Origin of the sequence: Natronorubrum thiooxidans (genome assembly GCF_900156475.1) — an archaeon.
In the GTDB taxonomy this organism is placed as follows: Archaea; Halobacteriota; Halobacteria; order Halobacteriales; family Natrialbaceae; genus Natronorubrum; species Natronorubrum thiooxidans.
In genome coordinates, this window is the sequence record NZ_FTNR01000011.1 from 91172 (window position 1) to 104262 (window position 13091).

Annotated in this window: 11 protein-coding genes; 4 read left to right on the plus strand and 7 right to left on the minus strand. The window is 60.2% G+C overall.

The features are described from left to right. Positions 1-36: 36 nt before the first annotated feature. Positions 37-363 carry a hypothetical protein gene (locus BW940_RS21115; protein ID WP_143823912.1) on the minus strand — a complete coding sequence of 109 codons (327 nt, stop codon included), beginning with the start codon at positions 361-363 and terminating at the stop codon, positions 37-39. Between the two features lie 379 nt (positions 364-742). On the opposite strand from BW940_RS21115, the gene BW940_RS14740 reads away from it, so the two are divergent. Then, positions 743-1885, plus strand: coding sequence for a hypothetical protein (locus tag BW940_RS14740; RefSeq protein ID WP_076609975.1), 1143 nt, complete (start codon positions 743-745; stop codon positions 1883-1885). A gap of 129 nt (positions 1886-2014) precedes the next feature. Further along, a complete protein-coding gene (locus tag BW940_RS14745) occupies positions 2015-3739 on the plus strand; it encodes a PKD domain-containing protein (protein ID WP_159440173.1) in 1725 nt (574 codons plus the stop codon). A gap of 500 nt (positions 3740-4239) precedes the next feature. Here the strand turns inward: BW940_RS14745 and fer are convergent, their stop codons facing one another. After that, positions 4240-4629 (minus strand): ferredoxin Fer, encoded by a 390-nt coding sequence (gene fer, locus BW940_RS14750; protein WP_076609976.1) that lies wholly within the window; start codon positions 4627-4629, stop codon positions 4240-4242. Between the two features lie 371 nt (positions 4630-5000). Further along, positions 5001-6182: an inorganic phosphate transporter gene (locus BW940_RS14755; protein WP_173834898.1), complete on the minus strand. Its 1182-nt coding sequence runs from the start codon at positions 6180-6182 to the stop codon at positions 5001-5003. Positions 6183-6520: 338 nt separating this feature from the next. Between BW940_RS14755 and BW940_RS14760 the strand changes: the two genes are divergently transcribed. After that, the gene (locus BW940_RS14760) at positions 6521-7420 is read left to right on the plus strand and encodes a hypothetical protein (protein ID WP_084776782.1); all 900 of its coding nucleotides are present in this window, start codon (positions 6521-6523) and stop codon (positions 7418-7420) included. Between the two features lie 176 nt (positions 7421-7596). Here BW940_RS14760 and BW940_RS14765 read toward each other — a convergent pair whose 3' ends face one another. The 3 genes from BW940_RS14765 to BW940_RS14775 all read right to left on the minus strand — a co-directional run bounded on the left by BW940_RS14765 (position 7597) and on the right by BW940_RS14775 (position 11223). Next, the gene (locus BW940_RS14765) at positions 7597-8022 is read right to left on the minus strand and encodes a universal stress protein (protein WP_076609978.1); all 426 of its coding nucleotides are present in this window, start codon (positions 8020-8022) and stop codon (positions 7597-7599) included. 41 nt (positions 8023-8063) lie between these two features. Then, the gene (locus BW940_RS14770) at positions 8064-9227 is read right to left on the minus strand and encodes an inorganic phosphate transporter (RefSeq protein ID WP_076609979.1); all 1164 of its coding nucleotides are present in this window, start codon (positions 9225-9227) and stop codon (positions 8064-8066) included. A gap of 139 nt (positions 9228-9366) precedes the next feature. Next, positions 9367-11223, minus strand: coding sequence for an SLC13 family permease (locus tag BW940_RS14775; RefSeq protein WP_076609980.1), 1857 nt, complete (start codon positions 11221-11223; stop codon positions 9367-9369). 126 nt (positions 11224-11349) lie between these two features. Between BW940_RS14775 and hisA the strand changes: the two genes are divergently transcribed. Further along, complete coding sequence (hisA, locus tag BW940_RS14780; protein ID WP_076609981.1) at positions 11350-12087, plus strand: 1-(5-phosphoribosyl)-5-[(5-phosphoribosylamino)methylideneamino]imidazole-4-carboxamide isomerase; 738 nt, start codon at positions 11350-11352, stop codon at positions 12085-12087. A gap of 78 nt (positions 12088-12165) precedes the next feature. On the opposite strand, the gene BW940_RS14785 is transcribed toward hisA, so the two are convergent. Then, the gene (locus BW940_RS14785) at positions 12166-13086 is read right to left on the minus strand and encodes a manganese-dependent inorganic pyrophosphatase (protein WP_076609982.1); all 921 of its coding nucleotides are present in this window, start codon (positions 13084-13086) and stop codon (positions 12166-12168) included. Positions 13087-13091: the final 5 nt, after the last annotated feature.

The window sequence follows — 13091 nt, forward strand, 5'->3', positions numbered from 1 at the left end:
AGGACGACACCCCCTCGACACGACGAACGCGGTTGGCTAGTGGGTTCGGTAGTCGTCGGTCTCCCTCCTCGAGCAGTCTCGGCAGTCGCCTCGAAAGACGCCCGCGAGTGGCTGTCCGAAGACGACGACTGTCCACGGGCTGTCTCGAGCAGTGTTTGCACCGCGCTCGAGAACAGAATCTCGAGAGCGGGACGTGGCCGCGAGCAGCCCGCCACCGAACTCTCCGGCTCTTGGGTTTACCACGTACCGCTCGAGCGGCCCTCGAGACTGACGAACATACCTCGAGCGCGCTCGCAGTGGTGAAGCGAGCAGCGGAGTCGCGGTAACAGCGATGCGGTCATCGTCCGCCGTCACGGGGCGCATTCGACGCGCTCGAGCGAAACGACGAGTACGTCTGTACATGACCAACGGCGTTGCCGCCTCGTTTACGGGACCGCTCTTGCGAGCGTGCGGAGTTCAGCGAAGGTGCTGCCAGTGATCCACGCGATTATCGCCGATGCCTCGAAGCGCTCACGAACCCGCGGCCACGCCGCCTGCGTCGCCCTCGTTTCGCCTCGAGGCGGACGCCGCTCTCATGACACGCGGGACACAGACGGCTGCTACTGCGGTGAGTCGCTGTGAGTGTCCCTGCTGAGCGGTTTCGGCGTCGAACGAGCGCCGCTCCTGAGCGGGTCCGAAGACGACGGATATCCCCGAGACTATAAAACAGAACGACTTTATTGTAATCGAGACATAATCGATTATGTCAACTCGCGTCACTGGTGTTGCAATCACCACCCTCCTCCTTCTCGGGGTTGTCTCCACTGGATTGGTCGTGACCGCGGATTCCACGTACGAACTAACAGCGACCGATGCAGTCGAGACACCGGAGACGTCGATCGACATCCGAGGCAGTGAGTACGCTGTTGATCATATCGCTGTCATCGAACCGGGCGACTCGATTACCGTGAACGTCGTCTCGGATTCGAACTATTTCCTGTATCTCTATAACGAGGACGGACACTCGGAGTACGGAGAGTATCATAGCGACAGTGTACGGAGCCTCGAGATCGGAACCACGGACGATGAGCTCGACACGAACAATCTCACTGCAGGGACTTACATGCTGTCGCTTGAACCGAATAGCGAACGCGAAGCGGTTGTTCCGGTTGTCGTTCAAGGGTACGATCTTTCGCTCGAGTATCAGCAGCCGGCAACGGTCGATAGCGAACTCGAGATCACTGCAACGGTCGAACCGAAGGACGGCCTCGACAGGCCTGACGCTGTTGAGGTGGCGATCTGGGATGGCGATGACGTGACGGAACTCACACTTGATCACGTTGGTGGTGTGGACTACGAAAAAACGGTGCCGGCCTCAGCGCTTGGTGTCGGTGAGTATAGCGTCTACGGCGCGATCATGGGCGAGGATGAAGTCGAGGGCTATCCAACTGCTCTTGCTGTTGCGGAGGGCGAATCGATAGCTATCGTTGAAAACGACGATGACTCCGATACGAGTGGCGGGTCGGATCAAGCGAGCGACGATGATGGGACGGTCACTGACGATGAAGCCGACGGGACGAGCGATGACGATGGGACGGACACTGACGATGAGGCCGACGAGACGAGCGATGACGGCACCGAAGCGGACCTCGATACCAACGGAGAGGAGACCGAAGACGATGGTGATGACGGGTCTGCTGGCGACGGTGACGACGCTACCGAACACACTGACGACGCTGCTAGCAATGAATCAACGGCTGATGAGAGTTCAGTGTTGCAACCGACTGCGGATGAACAACCGGATGAGTCATCCGATGATGACGAACTCGGAATCGGTGGAACCGCAGTACTCGCGATCGCTCTGGTAGTGCTGGCTCTTGGACACCGAGCTCGAAACGACGCGTAGAGACGCCGTTTATCGCTCTCGAAAAAACGGGCACCCCAACGCGAACCGGTATCAGTACATCACTCGCAACTATTAGGTTGCTTGACTTAGACGAACTAATATATGAAGCGACATGAAGAACTCGTTACTGTGACATTCCTTGTCACAATCATGCTCCTCGCTCCGATTGCCGGAGTCGTCGGGACTGCTGGCGCGACAAATACCTCGGGCCAGCAGGCTGACGATCCCGAGAATTACATCGAACTCAACGATGATGTTTCCGTCTGGAAACAGGCTGCACTTCCGTTCCGGACGGCCACTGAAACGGACACGACCATCACTGAACTCCCCGGACTTTCAGTCCAGACAACGGGAGAGGGAGACAGCCCGCTAAACCGTGAGTCACTTTCAGTTTACAAGACTGGTGACACCGTTGGCTTCTCCTACGATCATTCGAACGCCGATACAGCCCAGTTCTCCGAGGCACAGGTCCTCATCGGACATCTCGATGAGAACGTCACCGAAGACGACGTCGACATGGATTCGTTCCCAACAACCGGTGACGAACTACTGACCGAACTGGCACAGAATAACCTCGAGGACCTCAACAATAACGTGTCGTTCGAACTGGAATCGGTCGATGACGTCACCGCCGAAGATTTCGAATACACGCCAACGGACTCTGGCTTCTATACGTTTGTGATGGTGGAGGGTCAGGATAACCTCGACCTCGATGGCGACGATGTAACGATTGACGAATCGGTTAGCGTCATCGGGATCGAACAGCTCGTCGCTCACGACAAGCCGTCCGAGGTCAGTGTTTCCGCCGGCGAACCCGGTGATGACGTCACCTTTGATATCGAGACCACCCTCGGTGACGATGTCAACCACGCCGTTGTGCTGTACAATGCAGACGACTTCGATGACAGTTCGATGACGTTCAACGTCACCGATGAGTTGACCACTGATCTCTCGGTCGAGGACGTCATCATCGAACACTCGGTTGAGGAGGTCAACGGGGTGCAGAACCTCGAGGACGACGTTGAGTTCCTCGGCGAGTCGATCGAGAATCGAACGGCCAGCGGCTTCACGCAGTTCGGCGACATTATCACGTTCCTCGGCAACGACGCCGATTTCGAGACACCCGACACCGAGGCGACTGGCGAGGATACGATTGATGCATCGTCGACCGCGACCGTGGCCGGCGAGAACGCCACACTCGTTGTCGAAACTCACGGAAACTGGTCCGAAGGCGACTACCGTTGGATCCACGTCGCGATGGGATCCTCGAGCGATCAAATTCAGGCTGCAACGGGGCTCGAGACAATCGAGAAAGACGATCCTCCCGGTGGTGGCGGTGGCGGTGGCGGCATCGTTATGCCTCCGGGTGATGACGATGACGAACCGGAACTGCCAGCACCGACTGCAGTGATATCGATCGATCCTGATCCAGCAACGGTCGGTGAAGAGGTTACGTTCTCTGGTGCAGACTCAACCGATGACGAACGCAACATCATCTCCTACGACTGGACGATCGATGGCGACAGTTTAGAAGGTGAGACGATCACGAAGACGTTCAAAGAGCCGGGAACGTACGATGTTGAACTTACTGTGACGAACGACTTCGCACAGTCGGATACCGAAACAACGAAGCTGACCGTGAAGAAGGGTCACAAGCCGGATGACGATGACGATGATGGACCTGCCACTGATGACGATGGAGGCGTTGACGACGGCGACACCGATGCGGATGATGGTGAGCCAGCCGATGATGGTGATGATGAAGACGGTGACAGCATTCCTGGCTTCGGTCTGACTGCAACACTCGTTGCACTCCTCTCGATCGCACTGCTGGCACTTCGAAAACAGGAATAGCGACGCCGAATCGTTTTTTGCTATTCTATTTATTACTAGCAATACTGTATTATTTGGGTATTGTGTCCCGGCTATCAGATGCCGTGACTCTTTGAGGGAGTGTATGATTCGGATTTTAATAGAGGATGAACTGAGCGAAGGTCTGTCGAATATCGACGAACATGATTCGATCGCTTGATCTGCTTACGGCTCCACCCATAACCGAGACGTAGATGTAGTATCTACTTCTGACCAAACACAAGCTCGCTCCTCGAACAGGCGCTGTCTCCATCGGAGCGACACTGTGTGTATGGACGTCTACAGCGCACCGCATTGCTGTGAACACGCTACAGCGTGTACCTTGGGCGTCCTTTGTTTTGGGCTGTTGCTCGATAACGCGTCCGAGGACGTTGCGCTCGGCTAACATGATCTGCGACCGGTGGCACTGCTCTCGGAGCGACAGCGAAAGAAATTGATGGTGGTTCGGTTCGGAAACCGCGCACAACGCGTGTCTGCGTTGTTTAAATGACGCGGTTCTGCAGGTAGTCGAGGTGTTTTGCGTTGTAGACGATCTGCACCTCATCGGTCTCTGCGGACCCGATGCAGGTCAGACGAACGTCCTTCTCCTCGACTTCCTCGTCCGAGAGGATCTGCTGCATGTCCATGTCGATCTCGCCCTCGTAGACGATCGCGGCACAGTTTGCACAGGCACCTGCACGGCAGGAGAAGGGCCAGTCGTAGCCCTGGGCCTCGGCGGCCTCGAGGATGTATTCGCCTTCGGCGACGTCAAGGGAGCCGTAGTCCTCGCTGTCGAGGCCGGCGTCAGCAGCTTGCTCGAAGAGGTCGTCGTCGTCCATCTCCCAGCCCTGGTCGTCCAGTACTTCGTAGTTGAGGTATTCTACCGTGGGCATCAGTCTTTGGTTCGAGTCCCGTACTGGTATAGCTTGCTGTTCGATCCTAAATTGACTTTGAGTCAAAATGTGAATGTCTGGGTGAAAGAAAGTATCGTTTATCGACCAATAGGGTACAATTCGGCGAAGAAACCAGGGAATTGGAAAGAACATGCGGATACGCCGCCCCAGTTGACGCCTTTCGTACGGATTTCGGTCTCCCACCGCTGATGGTCCCGCGTGGCTTGTCGCTGTGGCGAGTGAAATCGATTGTAGACCGACGGTGCGGGTGCTTGCGTTTCCCTCGATTATCGATTCGGTTTGGTGTCTCGATGTCCCGGTGCAACCACGACCGTCCGACGAGACCACTGGTATATAACGACAACTCCCTTTCAGAAGCCAAAGATCGGCACGAATCGGAAGGTGAGGAAGGCACTGACCGTCGACAAGATTGGGACGACGTTTTGCATCAAGACGACACGGGCCGTCGTCGAGGGGTCGAAGAGGTCGGAGGCCTTCGGGATGTCTTGGGGTTCTTCCTCACCGATGCTGGGTGAGCGTTCGCCTTCCTCTTCGGCGGTCAAAGCACCGACGGAGACTCTGGTTTCTTCGCCGGCTTTGGCTTCCGCCAGCGTCGTCGTCCGGGTCGCTCGTCCCCAGCCCAGCCCGATGATGCTCATCGTTGCGATGACGACGAAACTCGCGGGAATGCCGATCCACGAGAGCCCGATAACGATCCCCGAACTGATGATTGCGACGACGATCGCCGCGGTCAGTGGGAGGTTCGTGATGTCGTTCCCGAGCGTATCGAGTGTCCGACGGGCGATCGTGAAACAGCCGATCGTGACGGCCACAGAGCCGATCAGGATCAGGGGCACCATCTCGACGTCGCCGGTGCCGTAGATCGGAGCGATGGCGTTGGCAATGTTGCTTGTCCCCGACGAAAAGGCCATCAGACAGCCGATCCCGATGACGACGAGCGCACCCGAAATCTCGCGTCGATCGGCGTTCTCGCCGAACTGGAGTCGCGGAGCGAGACCCGAGCGGTCGATCGTGACCATCTCGCGTCCCTCTCGGTTGCCCTCGATGGCGACCCACGCGTTGATCCGCGGATAGAAATAGCGGCCGACGATGCCAGCCACCCAGAAGCCGATGATCGGGGCGACGATCCACCAGATAACGATCTCGCCCAGGATCGCGAGATTGAGTTCACCGGTCGCGAGTCCGAGTGCGGCGATCGCCCCCACAGCTGTCATCGAGGTCGAGGCGGGGACCCCGGCGTAGTTGCCCACGAACAGCGCGCCGCCGATGAAAAAGAGGACGGCGACGTTCGAACGCATCGTGAAGATGGCGGTGTCGGTGACGAGTTCGCCGCCGAGGGTTTCGACGACCTGCGGACCGATGGTGATCGCGCCGAGGAAGAAAAAGATCGACATCAATGCTGCGGCCATCAGTTTCGTGATCACGTTGGCACCGACAGCCGGCCCGAACGCGGGTCCAGTTGTTGCGCCGCCGATATTATAGCCAACGAACACCGCAACGAGAAGCCCCACGATAAGCAGTACTTCTGTCACACCCGTACGCACATCCTCTGCCCCTAAAAACACGCCCATTTGCGGTTACGACTGCCGTCCGCGGACGGTCGGCCCGCCGCTCGAGTCACTCGCCGTCTCGCCGGGGTCGTCCCGGAGACGTGTCCGTCGGGCGAGGGCTCACGCGAGGGCTCGATCCTAAATGACTTCAACAGTCACACCTTGGATTACAGTATCATGTACTCCGACTGGACACTCGTCTCGAGGAACTGTCAGGGGCGACCCGGATCGTCACGCCAGTGTGCAGGAACGATCCCCGCCGATGAACGCTTAGGGACCGCCCGAACAGTACGATCCGCGCGTGCCGGTGGCGATCATTCGTGCTGAATCCGGTCCGGGTCGACGCAGCCGTTGACCTCGCGTACGGGGCGTTGATCGCCCTCTCGATCGTGTTGATTATGATGGTCGGAACGAACGTCGGGATCGCGTTCGGGGTCGGCGTGTTCGCCTCGTACGTCATCCACGTCGTCTGGAAGATGGCGCGCTTCGATCCCGACTGGATGACCAGAGCCGTCCAAGAATCGGTCGAGGAAAGCGTGGGTGAGACGGTCGAGAAGAGCGTGGGCGAGACGGTCGAAGAGAAGGTCGGCGAAACAGTCGAGAAAAGCGTTGGCGAGACAGTCGAAGAGAAGGTCGGCGAGACGGTCGAGAAGAGCGTCAGCGAGACAGTCGAAGAGAAGGTCGGCGAGACGGTCGAGAAGAGCGTGGGCGAGACGGTCGAAGAGAAGGTCGGCGAAACAGTCGAGGAGAGCGTCAGCGAGACGGTCGAGAAGACGGTCGGCGAAACCGTCGAGGAAAGCGTGGGCGAGACGGTCGAAGAGAAGGTCGGCGAAACCGTCGAGGAAAGCGTTGGCGAGACGGTCGAAGAGAAGGTCGGCGAAACCGTCGAGGAGACGGTCAGCGAGACGGTCGAAGAGAAGGTCGGCGAAACCGTCGAGGAGACGGTCAGCGAGACAGTCGAAAAGAAGGTCGGCGAAACCGTCGAAGAGGCCGTCGAACGAACCGTCGGCAAACACCTCGACGAAATGCAAGCGGAGGTCGAAGCCGTCGACGAGCGGATCGATCGCCGTCCTCGAGAGGACGAAGTCGAGGAGTTAATTAACCGATCCACTGACGACGAGGAAGCGGATCGCACCGACGACGAGGAAGCGGATCGCACCGCCGACAAGGAAGCGGATCGCACCGCCGACAAGGAAGCGGATCGCACCGCCGACAACTGAGACGGGTTGCTGTTCCCATGTGCCGGTGGCCCCGCAGGGCCCCGCAGGGAGGGTCGCGGGTGCCTCGTCACTGACTGCTAGCGGTCCGTCTGAGTGATCGCGATCCCGGTAGTGTCAGACCGATGCGCTACCATCCCTGATATTGGTCGCCAATCCACCGTTTTTTGCGGTATCGGTCACCGAACGACCACGACCGGAACCGGCGACTGATGGACGACCTTCTTGGCAACGTTACCGACGTAGAGGTTATCTGCGACGGTCCCGCCGTGACTCCCGACCACAACCGTATCGTAGTCGTCGGCTCGGTTGATGATCGCCCGAACGGGATGCCCGAGTTCGATGACGGTCTCGAGGTCCGCATCGCCCTCGGCGTCAGCGACGAGTTCATGTGCACGCTCGAACGTCGGTGCTGCAAGGTCCTGTGCGGCCTCCTCGAAGTCCTCAGCAAGTGCGAGGCCCGACGCCTCTCCCCACAGCGGAGACGGCTCGCCGACGACGCGCAAGACAGTGATCTCGGCTGTTGGATAGGCCTCAAGGGCGTACTCGAGGGCGTGTTCGCTCATCTCGGAGCCGTCCATCGGAACGAGAACGCGTGAAATCATACGATAGCTACGACGCGGGCGTGAATAAACGCGGTGGACTATCAGACGAATGGGACCGCAATAAAGAATCCATAGGCGAGCAGCGTCGACATCGACGGGCCGATGATCCACATCGAGACGTACTTCATGATCGCTCGTGGGTTGAACAGGTTCTCCGCACTCAGGGCCTCGTCGGACTCTTCTTCACCGATCGGTGTGATTGGCGCGTCCGGTTCTGCCTTCAGTGCCCCCATCGTCATCTCCCTGTCGACGTCCCCACGAACGGCCTCTCGAGCCGTCACGGGACGGGTGGCCCGCCCCCAGCCCAGGCCGACGATCGTCATCACCGACGCCATCACGAGACTGATCGGAATGCCGGCCCACGAGAGTGCGGTTGTGATCGTCGAGGCGGTGATCATGACGACCAGTGCCGCCAGCAGCGGGATATCGCTGAGTTCGCTGCCGACGGATTCCATCGTCCGGCGAGCGATGGTAAAGCCGCCGAGTCCGATCGCGACCGTCGCGACGATGATGGCGGTGTTGACCTCGAGTGCGCCGCTGCTGACCAGCGGGGCGACCGCGTTCGGGACGTTGCTCGCACCGGCGCTAAACGCCATGTAACAGCCGATGACGAGGACGGTTATCGTCCCGCCGAGTTCCTGGTACGTGGTGTTCGGTCCGAGCGCCGGTTTCGGAACCGAGCCGCTGCGATCCAGCCCGAGCAACGGGCCCTCCGAGGAGCTGATCTCGAACCGGCGGTTGAGTTCGGGATAGATGTACCGTCCGACGGTCGCACCGATCCAGAGCGCGAGGATCGGGGTGACGATCCACCACGAGACGATCCACCCGATCGTCTCGAAGTTGAGCGTGCCCGTCGCCAGCCCCAGTCCCGCGATCGCCCCGACAGTCGTCATCGACGTCGGGACGGGCACGCCGAAGACGTTCGCGATGAGAATACCCAACCCGATGAAAAAGAGGACGGCGACGCCAGCCGCAAGCGAGATTTCGATCGCGATGATGTCGCCGCTGAGGGTGTCCATTACGTTTCGGCCAACGGTCCAGCCGCCGAGAAAGACGAAGAACGTCATCAGTGCGGCGGCCGTGGCTTTCCCGAGGAGCCCGGCTCCCACGGCTGGACCCCACGCGATCCCGGTCGACGAACCGCCGATATTGAATCCAACGAAAATCGACGCGATAACTCCAACGAGTAGAACGGTTTCGACCATTGCTGAAGAATATGGGTGTATTTGTAAAATAAGTATTGGAATGTATTGATACGTTTTCTATATTATATGTGTATTATATGGTACGAGTACACAGATGTTGCCGTTTTTGTTCGGTTGCTCACATTTATTGTCGCCCATCTTACACACCCCAGAAGAACGCGATGCCGAGCACGGTCACGACCGAGAGCAGCAACTGCAGCGGCGCGCCGACACGGAAGTAGTCGCTAAAGCGGTAGCCACCGGGGCCGTAGACGAACAAGTTCGTCTGGTAACCGATCGGCCCCAAAAACGAGGTGCTCGCGGCGAACATGACCGCAAAGACGAACGCGAGCGGATTTGCACCGATCCCCGACGCTGCGGCCGCTGCAACCGGAATCAACAAGATGACACTGGCATTGTTGCTGATCAGCTCCGTGACCAACCCCGTCACGATATAGAACACCCACAACACGACGAGCGTCGGGAGGAACCCGGCTGTCGAAACGACCAGAAACGCGAGGTAGGCGGCCGCACCCGATTCCTCGAGGGCGATCCCGAGCGGGATCACGCCCGCGAGCAGGAAGATGATGTCCCACTCGACGGCGTCGTACAGTTCGTTGGGGTCGAGGACGCCACTGACGACCATCGCAACGACACCGGCAAGCGCCGAGAGCAGGATTGGATAGAGATCCAGCGCGGCAACGGCGACGACGCCGATCATGATGGCGACGGCGATCGGCGCTTTATCAGCTCGGTACTCGGGCTGGGGTGGCTCGCGGGCGACGATCACGTCGTTGCGTCGCGACAGTTGATCGAGTGTGTCTGGCGGGGCCTGAACGAGGAGTGTGTCGCCGACGTCGAGTCGTTTGCCGACGATGCGCTCGCTGATGAGCGCTCCGTGGTGGCGAAGCCCAAGGACAGCGGCGTTGAACTCCTGGCGAAACGCTTCGGGATCGAGTCGCTCGCCGACCAGTCGAGAGTCAAGCGAGATGACGAGTTCCGTGATAATCCCCGCCTCGTCGTCGGTCGATAGCTCTGCGTCGGATTGAGGGTTGCCGACCAGTTCGACACCCGGGGCATCCTCGAGCATCGTGATCGCGTCCCTGTTCGTCCGGACGACGAGCACGTCGCCCTCGCTGAGTCGGGTCTCCTGTCGCGGGGCAACCGACCGATCCTCGTCGTGGACGACCTGCACGACGTCGATCTCGGGGCCGAGTTCGTCGGTCGCGGTCCCGACCGTCTCGTCGACGTACGGCGATCCGGGGACGACGGCGACTTCGACGATGTAGTCACCGACGTCGTACTCCTCGACGTAGTCCGCCCGCGCCGGGACCCGCTCGGGCAGGAGGTAGTGGCCGATGAAGATCAGATACAGGGCCCCGACGATGACAACGATGGCACCCAGTTGGGTAAACTCGAACATCGAGAACCGATGGAGTTCGGGGTAGTCTGCCCCAAGTCGGGCGCTGATGTCGCTTGCGAGGATGTTTGTCGAGGTGCCGATGAGCGTGAGCATGCCGCCGACCTGTGAGGCATAGGACAGCGGGATCAACAGCTTCGACGGCGATGTGTTCCCGCGGTTGGCGACGTCGGTGACGACCGGCACCAGCAACGCGACGACGGGCGTGTTGTTCAAAAAGCCGGAGACAGGACTGGTCGCAAGCACCGTCGCGAACAGCTGTTTCCGAACGCTGTCACCCGCATACGCGGCCATTCGTCGGCCGAGTTCCTGTACGAGCCCCGTTCGGGCAATACCGCCACTAAGGATCAACATCGCGAGCACCGTGATCGTCGCGTCGTTGGCGAACCCGGAGATCCCCGTGCTCGAATCGATCCCCGTCCAGGGCTCTAAGACGACCAGCACAACGATCAGCAAGATCGCCGTGACGTCGATCGGCAGCCGCTCGGTGACGAACAGCACGAGCGCGAACGCGACAACGCCGAAGACGACGAGCATCTCGGTCGTCAGCGCTGGCTGTGTCACCGGCTGCTGGGCGAGCGCCAGACTGTCTGCCATCAACGTTCATCTGTGGCCACACCGACAGGACATGTAACGATTCTGCACGGAATTCGAACAGTGTCGGGGTGATGGTTGTTGCCCGAAACCGTCGCCTTTACTCGAGTTCGACGCGCGCACATGAGTATGCGCACCAACACACACAACGGGTTCGAAGTAATCCCCGCAGTCGACGTACAAGATGGCGAGGTCGTCCAACTCGTCCAGGGCGAACGCGGCACCGAGAAGACCTACGGCGACCCGGTCGAAGCCGCACAGCGGTGGATCGACGCCGGGGCACAGTCGCTCCACCTCGTCGACCTCGATGGAGCATTCGAGGGCGAACGACAGAACGCAGCGGCCATCGACGCCGTCCTCGAGACCGTCGACGTCCCCACCCAACTCGGCGGCGGCATTCGAACCGCCGAGGGCGCGATCGATCTCCTCGAGCGCGGCCTCGACCGCGTTATCCTCGGGACGGCGGCCGTCGAGAACCCCGAGATCGTCGCCGAGATCAGTAAGACCCACCCCGACAGCGTCGTCGTCAGTCTCGACGCAAAAGACGGTGAGGTCGTCGTCGAGGGCTGGACCGAGGGAGCGGGGATTTCCCCGGTCGAGGCCGCCGAACGCTACGAGGAACTCGGCGCGGCTGCCATTCTCTTTACGAACGTTGACGTCGAGGGGCAACTCGAGGGCGTCGCAACGGAGCCGGTTCGGGAGTTAGTTGAGGCGACCGACATCCCGGTCATCGCGAGCGGCGGCGTGGCAACCCTCGAAGACGTTCGGGCGCTGGCAGAGACGGGCGCGGCGGCGGTGGTCGTCGGCAGTGCGCTGTACGAGGGGAACTTCACGCTCGAGGAGGCACAGACGGCCATCGACGCCTAAGAAAACGAAATCCGGTTTGCCGTCACGCGCTCGGACGATCGCGCGATCGACACGAAATTCGAGTTCTACCTGACTGCGTTAGAACGCGTCCTCGAGCGGCGGGACGACCTGCTTTTTGCGGGACATGACGCCAGGCAGGAACGCCTCGCGGTCCTCGACGGTGGTCTCGAGGGCGTCTTCGACGGTCTCAGTGTGGTCGCCGGCGATCAGCGCGGTCGATTCCTCCTCGAGGAGGTCCGTGACGAGCAAGACGAGCAGGTCGTACTCGCGTTCGGCGACGACTGCGTCCATCGCCTCGAGGACGGCGTCGCGCTGCTCGAGCACCGGGGCCGGTTCGACGGTTTCGATCTGGCCGATGCCGACGTCGGAGTCGCCGAACTCGAACTCCTTGAAGTCGCCGAGCACCATCTCTCGAGGCTCTTTCTCGCCGAGCTTGCTCTTCTGTTTGAGCAGGTCCTTCCCGTACGCCTCATAGTCGACGCCGGCGAGTTCCGCGAGTCGCTCAGCGACGACCTCGTCGGTCTCGGTGGTCGTCGGCGAGCGGAGCACGACAGTGTCGCTCAGCAGACCGCTGAGCAGCAGGCCGGCGGTTTGTTCGTCGATCTCGACGTCTGCCTCGTCGTAGAGGCCCGTGAGGATCGTGGCGGTCGAGCCGACTGGCTCGTTCCGGAAGCGAATCGGGTTGCTCGTCTCGACGTCACCGATTCGGTGGTGGTCGACGATCTCGACGACGTCAGCGTCCCGCGCCCCCTCGACGGTCTGGCTGTGCTCGTTGTGGTCGACGAGAATCAGCTGTTCGTCCGTCGCGTCTTCGAGCAGCGTCGGCGCTTCGACGTCCCAGCGCTCGAGGACGAACTGCGTTTCCGGGTTCAGGTCGCCGGCTCGCGCGGCGACGGCGTCCTCGCCCTGGGCCTGCTTCAGGCGTGCGTGGGCGATAGCGGAGATGATCGTGTCCGTGTCCGGTTGCTGGTGTCCGATGACGTACCTGGTCTGTGACATGGTCG